Below are 19,912 nucleotides of genomic sequence, written 5' to 3'. Positions count from 1 at the left end.
CATTGGAGGCAGTCATCTGCAAGAGGTCCGCGTCATGCGTACACGCCAGCTTTTCAACGCCGCCATCCTCGGCCTCGCCGCCGCCTTCGCCCTGCCGGCCCTGGCCGACGCCGGCCACGGCCATGGGTACGACTTCGGCAAGCCGGCCGCGGCCGCCCAGGCCACCCGCAGCGTAGAGGTCACCCTGGGCGAGATGTACTTCGAGCCCAAGTCGCTGCAGGTGAAGGCTGGCGAGACGGTGCGCTTCGTCATCCACAACAAGGGCAGCCTGCTGCACGAATTCAACCTCGGCAACGCCGCCCTGCACGCCGAGCACCAGAAGGAAATGCAGCAGATGCAGGCGATGGGCATGCTCACACCCACCGGCATGAGCCACGGCATGGCCGGCATGGACCATTCGAAGATGATGAAGCACGACGACCCCAACAGCGTGCTGGTGGAGCCGGGCAAGACCGCCGAGCTGACCTGGACCTTCACCAGGGCCACCGTGCTGGAATTCGCCTGCAACATCCCCGGCCACTACCAGGCCGGCATGGTTGGTCGCCTGACCGTCGAGCCCTGAGCGACGGCCTTGCCGACGCAATCGCGGATTACAGGTAGGCTCGGAGGTGGGCGAGCAAGCCGCGCCGGGATGCTCTTCGTAGGAGCGAGCTTGCTCGCGAACAGACTCCGCTGCGGGGCTCATTCGCGAGCAAGCTCGCTCCTACGGAAAGCCGTGCTCGCCTGTGACGTAGGAGCAACTATCTATTGGCTTTCCGCGTTCGCGGGAATGACGGGGTATGAGGATGGTGCCTGGCCTCGACGCCGCTCAGGACAGCCCCCTCTCCCGCTTGCGGGAGAGGGTTGGGGAAAGGGCGCTCTCAAGCCCAGGTTCGTAGGGCATCGGTGCCCCGGCCAGCGGCGTATAACCGCGAACGGTTATACGCCCTACGTGCAGGAGGGCTCCGTCCGCGATTCGCTCCGAGGCCGCCAGCCGTCACGAAGGCCTCCCGCGCCTGCTGAAACCACCGGGGCATTTGTATACACTTGCCCGGCCCGCCACCCCGGCGGGCGCCGACACGATTTCCGCAGGTCCATTCCATGCAGCATCCCGCCGAACACTCGCCGCTGGGCAAATCCAGCGAATACGTCTCCACCTACGCGCCCGGGCTGCTGTTCCCCATCAGCCGCGCTACCAAGTGGGCCGAGTTGGGCCTGGACGGCGCCAACCTGCCGTACCGCGGCGTGGACATCTGGAACTGCTACGAACTGTCCTGGCTGACCCCCGGCGGCAAGCCGGTGGTGGCCATCGGCGAATTCGCCATCCCGGCGCAGTCGCCGAACATCATCGAGTCGAAGTCCTTCAAGCTCTACCTCAACTCGCTGAACCAGAGCCCGTTCGACAGCCGCGAGGCGCTGCGGGCGGTGCTGGAGCGCGACCTGTCCGCCGCCGCCGGCGCGCCGGTGGGCGTGCGCCTGCGCAGCCTGGACGAAGTGGCCGAGGAGGGCGTAGCGAAGCTGCCTGGCCGCTGCATCGACGACCTCGACATCGCCGTGGACAGCTACGACCACCCGCGCCCGGAACTGCTGCGTTGCGACGACGCCCGACGGGTGGACGAGGTGCTCTACAGCCACCTGCTGAAATCCAACTGCCCGGTCACCGGCCAGCCGGACTGGGGCACCCTGGTGGTGGACTACGCCGGCCCAGCGCTCGACCCCGCGAGCCTGCTGGCCTACGTGGTTTCCTTCCGCCAGCATCAGGATTTCCACGAGCAGTGCGTGGAGCGCATCTACCTCGACCTGCAGCGTCTGCTGCAGCCCAGCCGACTGACCGTTTATGCGCGCTATGTGCGTCGCGGGGGGTTGGATATCAACCCCTACCGCAGCAGCATGGATATCGCGCCGGACAATCGTCGGTTGGTGCGGCAGTAACGATACGGCTTCATCGCGGGCGGAGATTCCGGCGCGATTCGCGGATGAGATCCGCTTCTACGCTGCGCCACCCACGCCATTCCCCTGTAGGAGCGCGCCCTGCGCGCGATATCGCGGACGGAGTCCGCTCCTACGGTTTCAGGGAAGCACGGTCGTAGGAGCGGACTCCGTCCGCGATTGACCTCCGGCCGCGCGATCGTAATCCTCTCTCGTCATTCCCGCCGAATGCCTTTCCCGATACTGAATGGCATTCTGATTCTACGCCTTGCGGCCACCGCCCTGGGGAAAGAGCGCGCGGCCAATGAAGCTGGCGGTGTCGCGCAAACTGCTGCCGATGCTTTCCAGCTCATCGCGGCGGTGCTGGGCGCTGATGCCGATGGCAGAAATGATGAAGCGTGGCTGCCGGTCGCGGTCGGTGACCGCGCTGGCGACCATGCTCACGCCGCGGTACAGGTGGTCCTGGTCCATGGCCCAGCCGCGTTCCAGGGCTTCGTGGGCGTCGGCCTGGTACTGCTCGAAGGCCGGCGGGTTCTCCCAGCGCACCCGCGACAGGCGCCGGCGCAGTTCGTCCTCCGGCAGTTGGCGCAGGCCGGCGATGCAGCGCCCGGCGGCGCCCACCAGTTCCGGCAGGCGCGTGCCCATGGCCACGTTGACGTGGGCGATCTGCGGCTCGGAGCGGGCGATCACGCGGATGTGCGCGTCGTCCGTGACTTGCCAGAGGGCGACGAGTATCCGGTGGGCCAGGCTCAGGCGCTCCAGTTCCGGCTGGATCAGGTCGGCGTAGCTGCGGCCGATGAAGCTCACCGCCAGTTCCGACAGGCCCAGGCCCAGTTGGTAGGTCTTGGTCTCGTTGTCGAACGACGCCAGCTGTTCGTTGTGCAGCGTGCGCAGGATGTTGAAGGCGCTGCTCGGGCTGATGCCGGTGGCGCGGGCGATGGCGGCCACGCCTTCGGGGGCTTCGGCGTGGGCCAGGTGGCGGAGGATCTGAATGGCGTTCACCACGGCCCCTACATCCTTGGTGCTGGCGCTCTTGGTACTGGCTTCCGGTGCGGTTTCTTTGTTTTTCATATTCAGTATTCGGGTTGACATTCAGCGGGGTGAATATATGCTGGCTTCACGGAGCGCACAACCGCTGCCCTGAAGTCGCCGGTTGGTGCGTCCACGTCGTTGCACTTTGCAGCAAAGGTCGAACAAGAATAAAGGAGGACCTACGTGGCAGATCTCCCCGAGTGCGTCGTTCCGGGCCCCGAAGCCCAGTACCTCGCCTTCCTGGCCCAGGGCCGCTTCATGCTGCAGCGCAGCCGTTCCACCGGGCGCTACGTCTTCTACCCGCGCAACCTGGTGCCGGGCAGTGGCGAGACGGACCTGGAATGGGTGCCGGCCAGCGGCCTGGGCACCCTCTATGCGATCACCGTGAACCGCGCCCGTGGCGGCGACTACAACGTCGCCCTGGTCGATCTGGACGAGGGCGTGCGCATGATGTCGCGCATCGAGGGCCACCTCGAACTGCCCATCGGCACCCGCCTGAAGGCGCGCATCGTCGAGCAGGAAGGCACCCCCGTGGTGGTGTTCGACGCGCTTGCGGAGGTGCAGCCATGAGCCAGGTCCTGCGCGGCAAGACCGCCATCGTCGGCATCGGCAGCGCCGGCATCGGCGAGGCCCCCGGCCACAGCGCCATCGAACTGCTCGGCCAGGCCTCGGTGAAGGCCATCGCCGACGCCGGGCTGAAGCTGTCCGACATCGATGCGGTGTTCGCCGCCACCAGTTCCCATGCCTTCCCGACGCTGTCGGTCTGCGAATACCTGGGCATCCGCCCGAAGTTCGTCGACGGCACCAATATCGGCGGCTCCAGCTTCGAACTGCACCTGCTGCAGGCCACCCTGGCCCTGGAGGCCGGGCTGTGCGACGCGGCGCTGATCTGCTACGGCTCCAACCAGCGCACCGCCGGCGGCAAGCTGGTGTCGATGAGCGAGCCGCAGTGGCACGAGACGCCTTACAAGCCGCGCCACCCGATCACCGCCTACGCCCTGGCTGCCAGTCGCCATATGCACCAGTACGGCTCCACCCGCGCGCAGCTGGCGGAGGTGGCGGTGGCCGCGCGGGGCTGGGCCAACCTCAACCCCGAGGCCTTCGCCCGCGGCCCGCTGACCGTCGAAGAGGTGCTCGCCGCGCGCATGGTCAGCGACCCGCTGAGCAAGGCCGACTGTTGCCTGGTCACCGACGGCGGCGGCGCCTGCGTGCTGGTGCGCGCCGAGCGTGCCCGCGACCTGCCGAACGCGCCGGTGTACTTCCTCGGCGCCGCCGGTGCGCAGTGGCACCGCTCCATCGTGGCGATGCCCGACCTCACCGTTACCGCCGCCAGTGAAAGCGGCCCGCGCGCCATGCAGATGGCCGGGGTGACGCACGCCGACATCGACCTGGTGATGCTCTACGACGCCTTCACCATCAACACCCTGCTGTTCCTCGAAGACCTCGGCTTCTGCCCGAAGGGCGAGGGCGGGCGCTTCGTCGAGGGCGGGCGCATCGCCCCCGGCGGCGAGCTGGCGGTGAATACCAACGGCGGCGGGCTGTCCTGCGTGCATCCGGGCATGTACGGCATGTTCCTGATCATCGAGGCGGTGACGCAGTTGCGCCGCCAGGCCGGCGAGCGCCAGTTGCGCAAGGCCGACGTCGCCCTGCTGCACGGCAACGGCGGCACCCTGTCCAGCCAGGTCACGGCCCTGCTCGGCACCCAGTCGGTGCTCTGAAACCCCCGGGTTCTGCGCCCCAGCGGTGGCCGCTTCGGCGGCCCGCCGTGGACGCGCTCGCCCTCGCGCCGGGACGGTCGGTCCGGCAACCGTCAACAGTTCAGGTGGAAAGCCATGTCAGTGAGTCACTTGCAACACCCTGGCAACGCCTCGTGCTTCGCCAGCCTCACGCCCCTGCTGCAACCGCGTTCCGTGGCCGTGGTCGGCGCCTCCAGCGACCCGCACCGCATCGGTGGCCGGCCCATCGCCTACATGCTGCGCAACGGCTTCGGCGGCCGCATCCTGCCGGTGAACCCCAACCGCAGCGAAATCCAGGGCCTGCCGGCCTTCGCCAGCGTCGAGGCGCTGCCCGAGGCGCCCGACGTGGCCATAGTCGCGCTGCCGGCGCCGCAGGTGCTGGAGACCATCCAGGCCCTGGGCCGCAAGGGCGCGCGCAGCGCCATCGTGTTCTCCTCCGGCTTCAGCGAGGTGGGCGGCGAGGGCGTGCTGATGCAGGACGCCATGGTCGAGGTCGCCCGCGCGGCGAACATGCGCCTGCTGGGCCCCAACGCCCTGGGCGTGTTCAACGCCAACCTGGGCTACTACGCCTTCTTCTCCACCAGCCTGGAGCGCGGCATTCCGCTGGCCGGGCGCGTCGGCATCGCCACCCAGTCCGGTGCCTACGGCGCGCACCTGCTGGGCCTGGCGCGGCAGCGCGGGCTGGGCACGCCGATCTGCGTAGCCACCGGCAACGAGGCCGACGTCACCCTGGGCGATGCCATCGGCTGGCTGGTGGAGTCGCCGGAAGTCGACGTGGTCATGGCCTACGCCGAATCCATCCGCAACGTCGACAGTTTCCTCGCCGCCCTGGCGGCCGCCCACCGCGCCGGCAAGCCGGTGATCCTGCACAAGGTCGGGCGCAGCGAGCTGGGCGGCCGCGCGGCCATGTCCCACACCGCTTCCCTGGCCGGCGACGACAAGGTGCTGGACGCGGTGCTGGCCGACTACGCGGTGGTCCGCGCGCGCAATACCGAGGAACTGATCGACATCGCCTACCTCGCCACCCAGCGCATCTACCCGGTGGCCAACAGCCTGGGGATGATCACCGTCAGCGGCGGCGCCGGGATCATCGTCAGCGACGCCGCCGAGGATGTCGGCCTGCCGATGCCGCCCATGCCCGAGGCGGCTCAGGCGCGGCTGAAGCAGCGGCTGTCGTTCGCCTCGCCGATCAACCCGGTGGACTGCACCGCCCAGGCCCTGAACGACCTGAGCCTGGTGCATGACTTCACCGAATCCATGGTGGTGGACGGCGGCTACAAGTCGCTGATCGCCTTCTTCACCCAGGCCGGCACCGTCGCCTCCATCGGCCCGAAGCTGGCCGAGCAGTTCGGCCGGATCAAGGCCGACCACCCGGACCGCCTGTTCGTGGTCTCGGTGATGGGCGAGGGCGACGAGCTGGAACCCTACCGCAAGGCCGGCTTCGCCCTGTTCGAGGACCCGACCCGCGCGGTGCACGCCATCCAGGCCATGGGCCGGCTCGGCGAGGCTTTCGCCAAACCGTTGCGCCAGGTGCCGGCGCCCGGCGGCGTGGAGCTGCCGCCGCGCACGCCGGGGGAGGCCGAGGCCAAGCAGCTACTGGCCCGCGCCGGTATCGAGTCGGCGCCGGAGCGGGTGCTGGTTAGCGCCGCGGAGGCCGCCGCCTTCGCCGAGCAGATCGGCTTCCCGGTGGTGCTGAAGATCGCCTCGGCGGACATCCTGCACAAGTCGGAGATCGGCGGCGTGCTGCTGGGCGTGGACAGCGCCGCGGCGGTGCGCGAGGGCTTCGACCTGCTGCTGCAGCGCGCCGCCGAACATGCCCCGCAGGCGCGCATCGACGGCGTGCTGGTGGCGCGCCAGTTGCAGGGCGGCGTGGAGTGCTTCATGGGCATCCAGCGCGACCCGCTGTTCGGCCCGGTGGCTCTATTCGGCCTCGGCGGCATCTTCGTCGAAGTGCTGAAGGACGTGGTGTTCCGCCGCTGCCCGTTCGGCGTGGAGGAGGCCGAGGCGATGATCCGCAGCATCAAGGGCGCGCCGTTGCTGCTCGGCGCGCGCGGCCGTCCGGTGACCGACGTGAAGGCGCTGGCGCAGGTGCTCTCGCGGCTCTCGCAGTTCGCCGCCGAGGCCGGGCCGCGGCTGCGCTCGGTGGACCTCAACCCGGTGTTCGCCATGCCCGAGGGGCAGGGCGCCTGGGCCGCCGACGCGGTGCTGGAAGTGCAGGAGGTGGCCGATGGCGCTGAATCCTGAGCACCTGCTGAACTACCGCATCCCCGAGGTGTGCCAGCGCTACAGCCGCGAGGACAGCGCCTTCTACGCGCTGTCGGTGGGCCTGGGCGCCGACCCCCTGGACGAACACCAACTGGCCTTCGTCGACGCCAACCGCGATCTCCAGGCGCTGCCGTGCATGGCCGTGGTGCTGGGCCACCCGGGCTTCTGGCTGGGCCACCCGGACACCGGCGTCGACGCCCTGCGCCTGGTGCATGGCGAGCAGAGCGTGGAGTGGCTCAAGCCGCTGCCGCCGGAAGGCGAGGTGATCGGCCGTACCCGCGTCACCGGCCTGGTGGACAAGGGCGCCGGCAAGGGCGCGCTGCTGTACAGCGAGAAGGTGCTCAGCGACGCCGCCAGCGGCGAGGTGCTGGCCATCGCCCGCGGCACCACCTTCCTGCGCGGCGACGGCGGCTTCGGCGGCGACAGCCAGTCGCTCAGTCAGCCGCACCGCCTGCCCGAGCGCGCGCCGGACCTGGTCATCGACCTGCCGACGCGCCCGGAGCAGGCCCTGTACTACCGCCTCAACGGCGACGACAACCCGCTCCACGCCAGCCCGGCGGCAGCGGCCCGCGGCGGCTTCCCCCAGCCGATCCTGCATGGCCTGTGCACCCTCGGCGTGGCCTTCCACGCGCTGCTGCGCGGCTTCGCCGACTACCGCGCGGAACGCTTCGGGCAGTTGCAGGTGCGTTTCTCCGCGCCGGTATTCCCCGGCGAGACCCTGCGCACGGAAATCTGGAACGACGGCTCCTTCCGCACCCGCGTGGTCGAGCGTGATGTGGTGGTGCTGGACAACGGCCACGTGCGCCTGACGCCGGAGGCGAACAGCTGAGCCGGGCGGCATGGCGACAACCCCCTCAACCAACCTGCGAGAACAAGAACAATGAGCGCATCCATGAGTCCTCCCCAGGACGCCGGGTTCCCCCGGCGGACCCTGGTCATCGCCTTCTTCTTCTGCTTCCTCGGGCTGCTCGCCGACGGCGTCGACCTGATGTTCCTCGCCTACAGCCTGAACAGCCTCAAGGCCGAGTTCGGCCTGAGCAACTTCGAGGCCGGCTCGCTGGGCAGCATCACCCTGGCCGGCATGGCCATCGGCGGCATCTACGGCGGCTGGTGCTGCGACCGCTTCGGCCGGGTGCGGGTGGTGACCTGGACCATCGTGATCTTCTCGCTCGGCACCGCGCTGCTGGGGCTCACCCACAACTACTGGCAGTTCGCGCTGATCCGCTTCCTGTCCTCGCTGGGCCTGGGCTCGCTGTTCGTCGCCTGCAACATCCTGATGTCCGAGTTCGTCGCCACCAAATACCGCACCACCATCCTGGCGACCATGCAGGCCGGCTGGACCGTGGGCTACCTGGTGGCGACCATCCTCGCCGGGCAGATCATCCCGGAGTTCGGCTGGCGCACGCTGTTCTTCACCGCCCTGGCGCCGGCGTTGATCTGCCTGGCGCTGCGCCCCTGGGTGCCGGAGTCGCCGTCGTGGCTGGCGGCCCGCGCCCAGCGCCGCCAGCAGCCGGCCGGCGTGCGCGCCGCGCCTGCCGCCCGTGGCGGCGTGCAGGGCCTGCTGGCCGATGCGGGCACGCGGCGCATGTTCCTGCTGTGGACGCTGACCTCCTGCTTCCTGCTGTTCGGCTACTACGGCACCAACAACTGGATGCCCTCGTACCTGGAAAGCGAGCTGGGCATGAACTTCAAGTCCATGACCGGCTACATGGTCGGCACCTACACCGCGATGATCCTCGGCAAGGTGGCCGCCGGGGTCGCCTCGGACCGTTTCGGCCGCCGCGCCACCTTCGCCGCCGGCGCCATCGGCAGCGCCATCTTCATGCCGCTGATCGTGTTCTGGCACACGCCGGACAACATCGTCTGGATCCTCACCCTGTTCGGCTTCATCTACGGCGTGCCGGTGGGCGTGCTGGCCACCTACATGACCGAGAGCTTCTCCACCCGGGTGCGCGGCGCCGCGGTGGGCACCGCCTACAACCTCGGCCGCGTCGGCGCGGCGGTGGCGCCGGCGGCCATTGGCCTCTTGGCCTCGCACATCTCCATCGGCGCCGGCTTCCTGGTGATGGGCATCACCTACGTGATCACCGGCCTGATCCCGGCGCTGTTCATCCCCGACCGCCTGTACGACCCGAACCGCGCTTCGAGCGACGCCGATGCCAGCGCCGAGCCCGCCGCCCCGGCGCGCGCCGATGCCACCGAGCCGCGGCCGGTGAAGGCCTGAGCCCATGACGGAGCCCCTTGCGATGAACGATTCCCCCATGGCGGCCAGCCTGGCCGAGCCCGCGACGGTGTTTCCCACCGGCCGCTTCACCTTCCAGGAGTTCATCGGCCTGGAACGCTGGGCCGAGGGCGAGCTGGCGCGCATCCGCCTGAAGCACCGCGCGGAGCTGATGAACTACCTCGGCCACTTCCACGGCGGGGTGCTGATGACCGTGCTCGACGCCGCCATGGCCGGAGCCATCCGCATCTGCTCGCCGGGCTGCTCGATGGTCACCATCGACATGGCCACGCACTTCATGGGCACCGCCCGTGGCGAGCTCAACGCCGTCGGCCGGGTGCTGCGGCGCACGCGCAACCTGTGCTTCTGCACAGCCGAGATCCACAACGAGGACGGCGAACTGGTCGCCAGCGCCTCGGGCAGCTTCAAGTACCGGGCCGCCGAGGCCGGGAGCCGTTCCACCGACACGAGTACGACGACATGACCGACACCGCCGAACTGGCCCGCGAGCGCGAGGAGCGCTTGCGCATGATCCGTGACAGCGCCGCCTCCCTGGTTCCGCCCGACGGCGACCTGGGCCGGGTGCGCCGCCTGCGCTTCAGCGAGCCGGGCGTGGACCGCGCAGCCTGGGCCGAAGTCTGCGCCATGGGCTGGCCGGGCCTGCGCCTGGACGAAGCGCAGGGCGGCAGCGGCCTGGGCATGGCCGAATACGCCGCGTTGCTGGAGGAACTGGGGCGCGGCCTGCTGCCGGAACCGCTGATCGAAGCGAGCCTGGTGGCGCCGCTGCTGCCGGACGCGGAGCGCGAAGCGCTGCTGGCCGGTGAAAAGCTGGTGTTGCCGGCAGGCATCGCCTACGACGAAGGCGCCACGCTGCCGCAACTGCGCGACGGCAAGCTGCATGGCGAGGTCGGCCATGTCGCCCTGGGCGCCGCCGCCGACGCCTGGCTGGTGGCCTGCGACTGCGGCCTGGCGCTGGTGGAGCGCGGCGCCGAAGGACTGCGCCTGAGCCAGGAACCGACCCAGGACGGCGGCCACCTGGCGCGCCTGTGTTTCGACGCCACGCCGGCCCGCGTGCTGGCGGCACCGCCCGCCGCGTTGGACGAAGCCGCGCTGGCCTGCGCCGCCTACCTGGTGGGGCTGATGGATGCCGCCTTCGAGCGCACCCGCGACTACCTCGGCGTGCGCAGCCAGTTCGGCCGCGCCATCGGCAGTTTCCAGGCCCTGCAGCACCGCATGGTCGACCTGAAGATCCAGATCGAACTGGCGCGCGCCGTGGTCGCCCGGGCCGCCGACGCCATCGACGCCCGGGCGCCGCTGGCCGAGGTCCGGCGCCTGGTGTCCACCGCCAAGGTGCGCGCCGCCGAGGCCGCGCTGCTGGTCACCCGCCAGGCGATCCAGCTGCACGGTGGCATCGGCTTCACCGACGAGGCCGACATCGGCCTGTTCCTCCGCCGCGCCATGGTGCTGCTCAACGCCCAGGGTTCGCTGGCCTTCCACAAGGCGCGCTACATCGCGCTGCTGCAACGCGAGGTGGCCTGATGAGCGGGATGCTGCTGCAAGAGACGCACGGCAGCGTGCGCCTGCTGCGCTTCAACAACCCGGCGCGGCGCAACGCGCTGGCCCCGGCGCTGCGCCAGGAACTGCTGCAGGCCCTGCGCGAGGCCGACGCCGACGCGCAGGTGCGCAGCGTGGTGATCACCGGCAGCGCGGAAGTGTTCTGCGCCGGCGGCGACCTCAGCGACATGAACGTCGACGGGCTCGGCGCCGGCCGCGCGCGCATGCACAACAACGCTGCCCTGGTGCAGCAGATGGTGCGCATGGGCAAGCCGCTGATCGCCGCTATAGAAGGTTGGGCGGTGGGCGCCGGGCTGTCCGTGGCACTGGCCTGCGACAGCCTGGTGTGCGGCGGCACGGCGCGCTTCGCCGCCGGCTTCGGCAAGGTCGGCCTGCTCGCCGACCTCGGCCTGCTGCATACCCTGCCGGCGCGGGTGGGGCACGGCCAGGCCCGGCAGATCCTGATGTTCGGCCAGGTGGTTGAGGCCGAGGAAGCGCTGCGCATCGGCCTGGTGGACCAGCTCTGCGCACCCGGCGCCGCGCTGGACGCGGCCCTGGCCCGCGCCGCCCTGGTCGAACAGCAGGCGCCGTTGCCGCTGGCCATGACCAAGGCCCTGCTCGCCGATGGCCTCGACTTGCTGCTGGAGCGCGAGGGCGAGTTGCAGAGCCAGTTGTTCCTCAGCGCCGACCATGCCGAGGGCAAGGCGGCCTTCCTGGCCAAGCGCACCCCCGCATTCACCGGACAATGAGCCGAGGGCACTGAAATGACCGACTACAACGCCATGGGCGATGGCGAGTTCCGCCTGAGGGTGCGCGAGTGGATCGCCGCCAACTACCCGCAACGCATCCGCAACCCGGCCCACCGCCTGGGCCGCGACGACACCTGGGAGTGGTACCAGGCGCTGTCGCGCCAGGGCTGGCTGTGCCCCGGCTGGCCGGTGCGCTACGGCGGCATGGGCCTTTCCGCCGGCAAGCAACTGATCATGATCGAGGAAATGGAAGGCTACGGCTGCGCGCGCCTGCCCGACAGCGGCATCACCATGCTCGGCCCGCTGCTGATCCGCTACGGCAGCGACGCCCAGCGCGAGCGCTTCCTGCCGCGCATCCTCCGCGGCGAGGACATCTGGTGCCAGGGCTACAGCGAGCCCAACGCCGGCTCTGACCTGGCCAGCCTGCGCACCGAGGCGGTGCTGGAGGGCGGCCAGTGGCGGATCAACGGCCAGAAGACCTGGACCACCATGGGCAGCGAGGCCAACTGGATCTTCGTGCTGGCGCGCACCGAGCGCGGCGGCAAGCCGCAGCAGGGCATCAGCTTCCTGCTGGTGCCGATGGACAGCCCCGGCGTGGAGGTGCGGCCGATCCTCAACCTGGAGCTGCAGGGCGAGTTCTGCGAAGTGTTCTTCAACGACGTGCGGGTGCCGGCCGAGCACCTGGTGGGCGAGGTCAACCAGGGCTGGAGCATGGCCAAGGCGCTGCTGGGCTTCGAGCGCATCTTCCTCGGCTCGCCCAAGCAGGCCACCTTCGCCTTCGAGCGCCTGGCGCGCCTGGCCCGGCGCCAGGGCCTGTGGGACGACCCGGCGTTCGCCCAGCGCTTCGCCGCGCTGAGCATGGACCTGGACTGCCACAAGGCGCTCTACGGGCACTTCGCCGAACGCCTGCGGCGCGGCGAGAACCTGGGCCCGGAGGTGTCGATGCTGAAAGTCCACCAGTCCGAGCTGTACCAGCGCATCAGCGAACTGGGCCTGGAGATCGCCGGCCCCGATTCGGCGCTGCTGCAACCCTTGGCCGACGACCCCGAGCTGCACCCGGCGGGCATCTTCATCCAGTCGCGGCCCACCACCATCTACGGCGGCACCAACGAAATCCAGCGCAACATCCTGGCCAAGAGCCTGCTCGGCCTGCCGGGCTGAAGACCGCACCTGAATCCATACGAGAGGAAAGAGTGATGAGTGAACGACTGAACGAAGGCAAGGTAGCGATCGTCACCGGCGCCGGTGGCGGCATCGGCCGCGAGATCGCCCTGGCCCTGGCCAACAGCGGGGCGAAGGTGCTGATCAACGACATCGGCGTGTCGCTGGGCGGCGAGGGCGGCTCGGCCTCGCCGGCCGAGGAAACCCTCGGGCTGATCCGCCAGCGCGGCGGCGAAGGGGCGATCAACACCGACAGCGTGTCGGACTGGGACAGCGCCCGGCGCATCGTCGCCAGCGCCCTGGACGCCTTCGGCCGGCTGGACATAGTGGTGAACAACGCCGGCATCCTGCGCGACGCCATCTTCCACAAGATGAGCGCCGAGGACTGGCTGTCGGTGATCAACGTGCACCTCAACGGCAGCTTCTTCGTCAGCCGCGCCGCCGCCGAGCGTTTCCGCGAGCAGGGCAGCGGCGCCTTCGTGCACATGACCAGCACCTCGGGGCTGATCGGCAACTTCGGCCAGGCCAACTACTCGGCGGCCAAGCTGGGCATAGTCGCGCTATCCAAGTCCATCGCCCTCGACATGCAGCGCTACAACGTGCGTTCCAACTGCATCGCGCCCTTCGCCTGGAGCCGCATGACCGACTCCATCCCGGCCGATACCCCGGAACAGAAGGCGCGGGTGGAGAAGCTGCAGCGCATGACCCCCGACAAGAACGCGCCGCTGGCCGTGTACCTGGCCTCCGATGCCGCCCGCGAGGTCAACGGCCAGGTGTTCGCCGCGCGCAACCACGAGCTGTTCCTGATGAGCCAGAGCCGCCCGCTGCGCAGCGTGCACAGCGAGCACGGCTGGACCCCGCAGAGCATCGCCGAGCACGGCATGCCGGCGCTGCGCGGCAGCTTCATGGACCTGGCGCGCAGCCCGGACGTGTTCTCCTGGGACCCGATCTGACCACGGAGGCGTCATGGGTATCTTCAACACCCGTTTCACCGAGACCTTCGGCGTCGAGCACCCGATCATGCAGGGCGGCATGCAGTGGGTGGGGCGCGCCGAGCTGGCCGCGGCGGTGGCCAACGCCGGCGGCCTGGCGACGCTGTCGGCGCTGACGCAGCCGAGCCCGGAGGCGCTGGCCGGGGAGATCGCGCGTTGCCGCGAGCTGACCGACAAGCCCTTCGGCGTCAACCTGACGCTGCTGCCGACGCAGAAGCCGGTGCCCTATGCCGAGTACCGCGCGGCGATCATCGAGGCCGGCATCGGCGTCGTCGAGACCGCCGGCAACAACCCCGGCGAGCACATCGCCGAGCTGCGCCGGCATGGCGTCAAGGTGATCCACAAGTGCACCTCGCTGCGCCATGCGCTCAAGGCCGAGCAACTGGGAGTGGACGCGGTGTCCATCGACGGCTTCGAGTGCGCCGGCCACCCGGGCGAGGACGACATCCCCGGGCTGGTGCTGATCCCGGTCGCGGCCAAGCGCCTGCGGGTGCCGATCATCGCTTCCGGCGGTTTCGCCGACGGCCGCGGGCTGGTGGCGGCGCTGGCGCTGGGGGCGGACGCGATCAACATGGGCACGCGCTTCCTCAGCACCCGCGAATGCCCGATCCACCCGCAGGTGAAGGCGGCCATTCGCGCCGCCGACGAGCGTTCCACCGACCTCATCATGCGCAGCCTGCGCAACACCGCGCGGGTGGCGCGCAACGCGGTGAGCCAGGAAGTACGGGCGATCGAGGCGCGCGGCGGCGCCACCTACGCCGACATCGCCGCGCTGGTCAGCGGCCAGCGCGGGCGCGCCGTCTACGAGCAGGGCGACACCGACCTGGGCATCTGGTCGGCCGGCATGGTCCAGGGCCTGATCTTTGATGAGCCGGATTGCGCCGAGCTGCTGCGCGGCATCGTCGAACAGGCCCGCGCCCTGGTGCGCCAGCGCCTGGAGGGCATGCTCGACGACTGACCGCCATCCTCCATGCGGCGCCGCAGGAGGGCGCCGCCTCACCTCACCGAACGAAGAGACAACAACAATGAAAAATCTTCCCGCGCGGGCGCTGGCCTCGGTCGCCGCCTGCCTGCCGTTCTGCGCCCAGGCCGACTTCATCGGCGACAGCAAGGCCAGCCTGGAACTGCGCAACTTCTACTTCAACCGCGACTACCGCCAGAGCGGCGCCAGCCAGTCCTATTCCGAGGAATGGGCCCAGGGCTTCCTGCTGCGCTACGAGTCCGGCTACACCGAGGGCAGCGTCGGCGTGGGCCTGGATGCCCTGGGCCTGCTCGGGCTCAAGCTCGACTCCAGCCCGGACCGCGCAGGCTCCGGCCTGCTGCCGTACTCGGCCAGCGACCGCCGTGCCGCCGACGATTATTCCGACCTGGGCCTGACCGCCAAGCTGCGCGCCGCCAACAGCACGCTGAAGATCGGCACCCTGACGCCCAGGCTGCCGGTGGTGCAGTACAACGACACCCGCCTGCATCCGCAGACCTTCCAGGGCGGTTTGGCGGAAATCAACGAGATCGACGGCCTGGCCGTGCAGCTCGGCCAGCTGCGCCAGGTGAAGCAGCGCGACTCGACCAACGCCGAGGACCTGACCATCACCCGCGGCAACAAGCGCAACATCCAGCCCGGGCGGCACAGCACCAGCGACCGCTTCAACCTGGCCGGCGGCAGCTACCGCTGGAGCGAGAACCTGAGCACCAGCTATCACTACGGCAACCTGGAGGACTTCTACCGCCAGCATTACCTGGGCCTGGTGCATGTCCTGCCGATCGCCAGGGACCAGTCGCTGAAGTCCGACATCCGCTGGGCGCGCTCCACCGACGAGGGCGGCAGCAACGTCGACAACCGCGCGCTCAACGCCCTGTTCACCTACCGCCTGGGCGGCCATGGCTTCGGCCTGGGCTACCAGCGCATGTCCGGCGACACCGGCTACGCCTACCTGGCCGGCACCGACCCGTACCTGACCAACTTCGTGCAGATCGGCGACTTCGCCAACAAGGACGAGCGTTCCTGGCAGCTGCGCTACGACTTCGACTTCGCCGCCGTCGGCCTGCCCGGGCTGAGCTTCATGACGCGCTACCTGCGCGGCGACAACATCGACTTGCTCAACGGCCAGGGCAACGGTAAGGAATGGGAACGTGACACCGACATCGGCTACGTGGTGCAGGGCGGGGCGCTGAAGAACCTGGGCCTGAAGGTGCGCAACGGCAGTTTCCGCAGCGACTTCGGCAACGACGTGGACGAAACCCGCGTCATCATCAGTTACACATTGCCGCTCTGGTAAAGGCGATGCGGCCCGCGCCAAGAGGGGGCGGGCCGCCGGGGGAAGGGTTCAGATGCCCATGTTGGCCAGGCTCTGCATGATCGAGCGCAGGGTGCCGGCGAGAGTCGGGTGGCTGACCTCGAAGCGCTCCACCGCCAGGTTGACGCCATCCAGCAGGCTGTCGTCGGCGAGAGCTTCCTCGTTGGCCAGTTGCAGTTCGATGTCTTCTATCAGCGTCTCCAGCTCCCCGCGCTGCTCTTCGCTCAGCGGCGGCTGCTGTTCCAGCTGGTCGCGCAGTCGCTGCAGTTCTTCACGCAGTTGACGTGTCGGCATGGTGGTTTCCTTCTGCGGTGGCTACCCAGGATGGACCGCCGCGCGGCGGCGAAAAATCCATCTCCATGCCACACAGCTTAACCCGCCGAACGCAACCGTGTCTGATGCCCGTCAATGCGCAGCAGGCGTTCCAGCAGCGGGAAGAAGTGCGCAAGCTCCGGGGTGCGCATGGCCGGGTCCTTGCCCAGGTCGTCCAGGCGCCGCAGGGTGACGGCGTCCTGGGCGTAGGGGGCGCCGAGGAAGGCGCTGGCGCCGCGCTCGTCGAAGGGCCCGCCCTGCAGCGCCAGGCTGTGCCGCGAGGCCGGCGACAGGCCGGCGTGGTAGGCCGCGTCCACCGCGCACAGGTAGCGCTTGGCGGCCACGTGCAGGCGGACCGGCTGCCACACCGATTCGGGCAGCAGCTCGCGCAGCAGGTTGGCGCCGACTTCCTCGTGGCGCAGGTCGCGGGCCTCGATCTCGTCGGGGTTTTCGTAGAGGTGGCCGATATCGTGCAGCAGCGCGGCGATCACCAGGGCGTCGGAGCAGCCGGCGCGCTCGGCCAGGGTGGCGCATTGCAGGGCGTGCTCGGCCTGGCTCACCGATTCGCCGTAGGGCTCGGCGCCGTGGCTGGCGAAGCGTTCGGCCAGCTCGTCGAGGAAGGCGTGGCGGGCGCGGTTCATGGCTTTTCTCCTTTGGCGCGGCGGCTGGCGATGTCCAGCAGGCAGGAATCCAGCTCGCCCAGGTGGTCGATGACCGAGTGCACGCCCAGGCGGTACAAGCCGAAGGTCGCCTGGGCGCGGCGCAGGTCGCGCTGGGGGCCGTCCAGCGCTTCCCAGTCGCGCATCGACAGGCCGCACAGCGGGCCGCTGGCGGCCAGGCCGATGGTCCACAGCCCGGCATTGAGGCCGGCCTGGAGCAGCCGCGGCTGGCTGCTCACCAGCACGCAGCCATCCAGTTGCGGCGTGCCCAGTTCCATCAGCGCGCGCCAGCAGGCGTCCGGCGCCGGCCAGGGCCGCCCGGCGTGGGCGATGCCGCTGTCCAGGGCGCCGTCGAGGGCGGCGGCCAGGCGTTCGCTGGCCGGCTCCGGCAGTTCCTCCAGCCAGGCGCAGGGCACGCCCTGGCGGTTCAGCTGGTGCAGGGCGGGCAGGGCCTCGGCGATGGGCTCGGCATGGGCGTCGGCGGCTTCGGCAAGGCGTTTGCGGAAGCGCGCGACCTCCTCGGCGCTGGGCAGGCGGCCGAGCACATGGCCCAGGGCCTGCTGCGGGGCCAGGGTGGCGGCCTCGGCGAGGCGTTCCTGCGGGCAGTCCGGGCAGCTCTGCTGCAGGGCGCGGGGCAGGGTGCGGGCGCCGAAGTCCACCAGGTCGCCGGCGAGTCCGAAGAGCAGGGAAGTGAAGCGGGGCAGGTCGGCGGCAGTCGAGGCGGGCATGGCGGGGTGTCTGGACAATGGTCTAGGCCAGACTAGACGCGCATTGTGACGATCCGGTGAAGCCGGCCTGCGCGCGGGCCCGCTGCCTTTATAATGGCGCGCCTTTCGCTGGAGAGCCCACCATGGCGGCCGAACGACCCCTGCATTACCTGCGCATCCGCGACCAGTTGGCCGGGGACATCCGCCAGGGCGGCCTGGCCGCGAAGCTGCCGGGCGAGCGCGAGCTGGCCGAGCGCTTCGGCTGCACCCGGGTGACCCTGCGCGAGGCCCTGCAGCAGTTGGAGACCGAGGGCCTGCTGTACCGGGAGAACCGCCGCGGCTGGTTCGTCGCGCCGCCGCGGGTACGCTATAACCCCACCCGCACCGCCGGTTTCATGGACTACGTCGCCGCCCAGGGCCGCCAGCCGCGCACCGAGACGCTGCGCCGCGAGGTGCGCGCGGCGGACGCACGGCTCGCCGCACGCATGGGCCTGGAGGAGGGCGCCCGGCTGTTCGCCATCGAGCGGCGGCGCTGGATCGACCAGCGCCCGGTGATGCTGGAGCGCATCCTGCTGGACGCCGCCTGGTGCCCGGGCTTGCTGGAGGAGGACCTGGACGGTTCCCTCACCCAGGTGCTGCGCGAACGCCTCGGCAAGCGCCCGCAGCGCTGCGAGCTGGCCATGCACCCCTGCGCCCTGGGCGCCGCGGAGGCCGAGCCGCTGCAGCTGGCGCCGGGCGCGCCGGGGCTGTTCCTCGAACGCCTGAGCTACGCCGAGGACGACCGGCTGGTGGAGCTGGACCAGGAGTTCTGGCGGCCGGATGCTCTGGAGATTGTCATCCAGGCCCGCTACCCGGACTGAATCGGGCGAGGTGGCTTTTTGTAGGAGCGAGCTTGCTCGCGAATGGGGCTGTTCGTGCCACCGGGGTGTCCTGCGTGGCCGGTGAATCCAATCGCGGACGAAGTCCGCTCCTACGCCCGTGCCTCCCTGTAACCGTAGGAGCGGACTCTGTCCGCGATTCGGACTTCCAGTAGCGTAGGGCGAATAACCGTTCGCGGTTATCCGCCGCCTCACCTTTCTCATCGACCCTGCCTCGGTCGGTCCGGGGGAATGCGTGACCAGCGCCAGGCTCGACACCGAGCGGGCCGGTAACCAAGGTCAAACGGCGGATAACGCCATAGGCGTTATGCGCCCTACGGATTTCCGGAAAACTTTGGGTGCTGGGCTCAAGAGCACCCTCTCCCCAGCACCGCAGCCCTCGGCAAACCCCGTTCGCGAGCAAGCTCGCTCCTACGAAGAGCCTTCCAACCCAGTCGGCAAGAGAATCCTATCGGCACAAAAGCTGGCTCTTGGCTATCGTGAGGGGGGAGGGCGACGCCTCCAGCCGCGCTCCGGGTGCGAAGGCGTTAGAAACAATCCGATGTCTGCAAATCGAATTTGGAACTATATACTGCGCAGCGGTTCGAGGCCGCGGCGGCGGCCTCATGAGACTTTCAAAGGAGAAACCCGATGCGCCCACATGGCGTCAACTGGATGCAGCGCACCGCTCGCCTGCTGGCCGGAGCCAGCCTGGCCATGCTCCCCTTCCTGGCCCAGGCGGCGAGCGAGGACGACCCCTGGGAGAGCGTCAACCGCCCGATCTTCGTGTTCAACGACACCCTCGACACCTATGCGCTCAAGCCCCTGGCGCAGGGCTACCAGAAGGTGACGCCGAATTTCGTGCAGGACGGCATCCACAACTTCTTCAGCAACATCGGCGACGTGCGCAACCTGGCCAACGACCTGCTGCAGGGCAAGCTCGAGCACGCCGGCGTCGACACCAGCCGCCTGCTGTTCAACACCACCTTCGGCCTGGCCGGCTTCATCGACGTGGCCACCCGCATGGGCCTGCAGCGCAACGACGAGGATTTCGGCCAGACCCTCGGCTACTGGGGCGTGGGCAGCGGCCCGTACGTGATGCTGCCGCTGCTGGGCCCGAGCACCCTGCGCGACGCGCCGTCGAAGATCCCGGACGCCTATACCGGCATGTACCCGTACATCGACGACGTGTCCGTGCGCAACAGCATCCGCGCCGTGGATGTGGTCGACACCCGCGCCGACCTGATCAAGTCCGAGAAGCTGATTTCCGGCGACAAGTACAACTTCATCCGCAACGCCTACCTGCAGAACCGCGAGTTCAAGGTCAAGGACGGCCAGGTCGAAGACGACTTCTGACACACCCGCCACCCATCCGCCCCGGGGCTGCCGCAAGCGCGCCGTGCCGCCGTCTTGAACCCTTGGGCGGATGGGAGTAGTGTCTGCGCCTTGTCGCACCCGACCCGCG

General features: G+C 69.6%; 20 protein-coding genes. 16 read left to right on the top strand and 4 right to left on the bottom strand.

The genetic code is table 11. The annotated features are described in order from the left end of the window. Positions 1-34 precede the first annotated feature (34 nt). Positions 35-562, top strand: coding sequence for a copper-resistant cuproprotein CopI (gene copI / locus M8R19_RS04525; RefSeq protein WP_249917150.1), 528 nt, complete (start codon positions 35-37; stop codon positions 560-562). 518 nt (positions 563-1,080) lie between these two features. Continuing rightward, positions 1,081-1,911 (top strand): NADPH-dependent 7-cyano-7-deazaguanine reductase QueF, encoded by an 831-nt coding sequence (queF, locus tag M8R19_RS04520; RefSeq protein WP_249917149.1) that lies wholly within the window; start codon positions 1,081-1,083, stop codon positions 1,909-1,911. Between the two features lie 258 nt (positions 1,912-2,169). On the opposite strand, the gene M8R19_RS04515 is transcribed toward queF, so the two are convergent. After that, positions 2,170-2,979 (bottom strand): IclR family transcriptional regulator, encoded by an 810-nt coding sequence (locus M8R19_RS04515; protein ID WP_058071330.1) that lies wholly within the window; start codon positions 2,977-2,979, stop codon positions 2,170-2,172. 144 nt (positions 2,980-3,123) lie between these two features. Here M8R19_RS04515 and M8R19_RS04510 point away from each other — a divergent pair, with 144 nt between their 5' ends. The 12 genes from M8R19_RS04510 (at position 3,124) to M8R19_RS04455 (ending at position 15,894) form a co-directional block, all read left to right on the top strand. After that, positions 3,124-3,510, top strand: a complete 387-nt coding sequence (locus M8R19_RS04510) for a Zn-ribbon domain-containing OB-fold protein (RefSeq protein WP_249917148.1) — start codon at positions 3,124-3,126, stop codon at positions 3,508-3,510. After that, a complete protein-coding gene (locus tag M8R19_RS04505; protein WP_249917147.1) occupies positions 3,507-4,658 on the top strand; it encodes a thiolase family protein in 1,152 nt (383 codons plus the stop codon). The genes M8R19_RS04510 and M8R19_RS04505 overlap by 4 nt, the downstream gene beginning before the upstream one ends. A gap of 114 nt (positions 4,659-4,772) precedes the next feature. Beyond that, on the top strand, positions 4,773-6,920 hold the full coding sequence (locus M8R19_RS04500; protein ID WP_249917146.1) for an acetate--CoA ligase family protein: 2,148 nt from the start codon (positions 4,773-4,775) through the stop codon (positions 6,918-6,920). Next, positions 6,904-7,770: a MaoC/PaaZ C-terminal domain-containing protein gene (locus M8R19_RS04495; RefSeq protein ID WP_249917145.1), complete on the top strand. Its 867-nt coding sequence runs from the start codon at positions 6,904-6,906 to the stop codon at positions 7,768-7,770. Before M8R19_RS04500 ends, M8R19_RS04495 begins: the two co-directional genes overlap by 17 nt. 51 nt (positions 7,771-7,821) lie before the next feature. Continuing rightward, entirely contained in the window at positions 7,822-9,165 is a 1,344-nt protein-coding gene (locus tag M8R19_RS04490) for an MFS transporter (protein WP_249917144.1), read from the top strand. 37 nt (positions 9,166-9,202) lie between these two features. Then, positions 9,203-9,646 (top strand): PaaI family thioesterase, encoded by a 444-nt coding sequence (locus M8R19_RS04485; protein ID WP_024128305.1) that lies wholly within the window; start codon positions 9,203-9,205, stop codon positions 9,644-9,646. Then, complete coding sequence (locus M8R19_RS04480; protein WP_249917143.1) at positions 9,643-10,701, top strand: acyl-CoA dehydrogenase family protein; 1,059 nt, start codon at positions 9,643-9,645, stop codon at positions 10,699-10,701. The genes M8R19_RS04485 and M8R19_RS04480 overlap by 4 nt, the downstream gene beginning before the upstream one ends. Then, positions 10,701-11,465, top strand: a complete 765-nt coding sequence (locus tag M8R19_RS04475) for an enoyl-CoA hydratase/isomerase family protein (protein WP_074980972.1) — start codon at positions 10,701-10,703, stop codon at positions 11,463-11,465. The genes M8R19_RS04480 and M8R19_RS04475 overlap by 1 nt, the downstream gene beginning before the upstream one ends. A 15-nt stretch (positions 11,466-11,480) precedes the next feature. Beyond that, positions 11,481-12,626 (top strand): acyl-CoA dehydrogenase family protein, encoded by a 1,146-nt coding sequence (locus M8R19_RS04470; protein WP_249917142.1) that lies wholly within the window; start codon positions 11,481-11,483, stop codon positions 12,624-12,626. A 35-nt stretch (positions 12,627-12,661) separates the two neighbouring features. Next, positions 12,662-13,579 (top strand): SDR family NAD(P)-dependent oxidoreductase, encoded by a 918-nt coding sequence (locus tag M8R19_RS04465; RefSeq protein ID WP_249917141.1) that lies wholly within the window; start codon positions 12,662-12,664, stop codon positions 13,577-13,579. 13 nt (positions 13,580-13,592) lie between these two features. Next, positions 13,593-14,576, top strand: a complete 984-nt coding sequence (locus tag M8R19_RS04460) for an NADH:ubiquinone reductase (RefSeq protein ID WP_249917140.1) — start codon at positions 13,593-13,595, stop codon at positions 14,574-14,576. A gap of 67 nt (positions 14,577-14,643) precedes the next feature. Then, a complete protein-coding gene (locus tag M8R19_RS04455) occupies positions 14,644-15,894 on the top strand; it encodes an OprD family porin (RefSeq protein ID WP_249917139.1) in 1,251 nt (416 codons plus the stop codon). 48 nt (positions 15,895-15,942) lie between these two features. On the opposite strand, the gene M8R19_RS04450 is transcribed toward M8R19_RS04455, so the two are convergent. The 3 genes from M8R19_RS04450 to pcrP all read right to left on the bottom strand — a co-directional run bounded on the left by M8R19_RS04450 (position 15,943) and on the right by pcrP (position 17,611). Then, positions 15,943-16,206, bottom strand: a complete 264-nt coding sequence (locus M8R19_RS04450) for a DUF4404 family protein (RefSeq protein ID WP_009619150.1) — start codon at positions 16,204-16,206, stop codon at positions 15,943-15,945. Between the two features lie 77 nt (positions 16,207-16,283). Continuing rightward, positions 16,284-16,865 carry a phosphonate degradation HD-domain oxygenase gene (locus M8R19_RS04445; protein WP_116423798.1) on the bottom strand — a complete coding sequence of 194 codons (582 nt, stop codon included), beginning with the start codon at positions 16,863-16,865 and terminating at the stop codon, positions 16,284-16,286. Then, positions 16,862-17,611, bottom strand: a complete 750-nt coding sequence (gene pcrP, locus M8R19_RS04440) for an HAD superfamily inactivated hydrolase PcrP (RefSeq protein ID WP_043315377.1) — start codon at positions 17,609-17,611, stop codon at positions 16,862-16,864. Before pcrP ends, M8R19_RS04445 begins: the two co-directional genes overlap by 4 nt. A gap of 122 nt (positions 17,612-17,733) precedes the next feature. Between pcrP and M8R19_RS04435 the strand changes: the two genes are divergently transcribed. Both M8R19_RS04435 and M8R19_RS04430 read left to right on the top strand, forming a co-directional pair. Beyond that, positions 17,734-18,450, top strand: coding sequence for a UTRA domain-containing protein (locus tag M8R19_RS04435; protein ID WP_074980962.1), 717 nt, complete (start codon positions 17,734-17,736; stop codon positions 18,448-18,450). Between the two features lie 648 nt (positions 18,451-19,098). Continuing rightward, the gene (locus M8R19_RS04430; protein ID WP_074980960.1) at positions 19,099-19,803 is read left to right on the top strand and encodes an MlaA family lipoprotein; all 705 of its coding nucleotides are present in this window, start codon (positions 19,099-19,101) and stop codon (positions 19,801-19,803) included. The last annotated feature ends 109 nt before the right edge of the window (positions 19,804-19,912 follow it).

The sequence above is a fragment of the Pseudomonas sp. R3.Fl genome (assembly GCF_023516765.1).
Taxonomy (GTDB): domain Bacteria; phylum Pseudomonadota; class Gammaproteobacteria; order Pseudomonadales; family Pseudomonadaceae; genus Pseudomonas; species Pseudomonas citronellolis.
The sequence above is the reverse complement of the archived record's forward strand: the minus strand, read 5'-3'. Positions and strand labels throughout refer to the sequence as shown.

What these genes read in the sequence shown, in the direction of transcription:
- M8R19_RS04450 (WP_009619150.1), bottom strand. Translation starts at nt 16,206, where the DNA reads ATGCCGACACGTCAACTGCGTGAAGAACTGCAGCGACTGCGCGACCAG.
- queF (WP_249917149.1), top strand. Translation starts at nt 1,081, where the DNA reads ATGCAGCATCCCGCCGAACACTCGCCGCTGGGCAAATCCAGCGAATAC.
- copI (WP_249917150.1), top strand. Translation starts at nt 35, where the DNA reads ATGCGTACACGCCAGCTTTTCAACGCCGCCATCCTCGGCCTCGCCGCC.
- M8R19_RS04485 (WP_024128305.1), top strand. Translation starts at nt 9,203, where the DNA reads ATGGCGGCCAGCCTGGCCGAGCCCGCGACGGTGTTTCCCACCGGCCGC.
- M8R19_RS04475 (WP_074980972.1), top strand. Translation starts at nt 10,701, where the DNA reads ATGAGCGGGATGCTGCTGCAAGAGACGCACGGCAGCGTGCGCCTGCTG.
- M8R19_RS04465 (WP_249917141.1), top strand. Translation starts at nt 12,662, where the DNA reads ATGAGTGAACGACTGAACGAAGGCAAGGTAGCGATCGTCACCGGCGCC.
- M8R19_RS04490 (WP_249917144.1), top strand. Translation starts at nt 7,822, where the DNA reads ATGAGCGCATCCATGAGTCCTCCCCAGGACGCCGGGTTCCCCCGGCGG.
- M8R19_RS04515 (WP_058071330.1), bottom strand. Translation starts at nt 2,979, where the DNA reads ATGAAAAACAAAGAAACCGCACCGGAAGCCAGTACCAAGAGCGCCAGC.
- M8R19_RS04460 (WP_249917140.1), top strand. Translation starts at nt 13,593, where the DNA reads ATGGGTATCTTCAACACCCGTTTCACCGAGACCTTCGGCGTCGAGCAC.
- M8R19_RS04470 (WP_249917142.1), top strand. Translation starts at nt 11,481, where the DNA reads ATGACCGACTACAACGCCATGGGCGATGGCGAGTTCCGCCTGAGGGTG.
- M8R19_RS04505 (WP_249917147.1), top strand. Translation starts at nt 3,507, where the DNA reads ATGAGCCAGGTCCTGCGCGGCAAGACCGCCATCGTCGGCATCGGCAGC.
- M8R19_RS04445 (WP_116423798.1), bottom strand. Translation starts at nt 16,865, where the DNA reads ATGAACCGCGCCCGCCACGCCTTCCTCGACGAGCTGGCCGAACGCTTC.
- M8R19_RS04430 (WP_074980960.1), top strand. Translation starts at nt 19,099, where the DNA reads ATGCGCCCACATGGCGTCAACTGGATGCAGCGCACCGCTCGCCTGCTG.
- pcrP (WP_043315377.1), bottom strand. Translation starts at nt 17,611, where the DNA reads ATGCCCGCCTCGACTGCCGCCGACCTGCCCCGCTTCACTTCCCTGCTC.
- M8R19_RS04495 (WP_249917145.1), top strand. Translation starts at nt 6,904, where the DNA reads ATGGCGCTGAATCCTGAGCACCTGCTGAACTACCGCATCCCCGAGGTG.
- M8R19_RS04480 (WP_249917143.1), top strand. Translation starts at nt 9,643, where the DNA reads ATGACCGACACCGCCGAACTGGCCCGCGAGCGCGAGGAGCGCTTGCGC.
- M8R19_RS04455 (WP_249917139.1), top strand. Translation starts at nt 14,644, where the DNA reads ATGAAAAATCTTCCCGCGCGGGCGCTGGCCTCGGTCGCCGCCTGCCTG.
- M8R19_RS04435 (WP_074980962.1), top strand. Translation starts at nt 17,734, where the DNA reads ATGGCGGCCGAACGACCCCTGCATTACCTGCGCATCCGCGACCAGTTG.
- M8R19_RS04500 (WP_249917146.1), top strand. Translation starts at nt 4,773, where the DNA reads ATGTCAGTGAGTCACTTGCAACACCCTGGCAACGCCTCGTGCTTCGCC.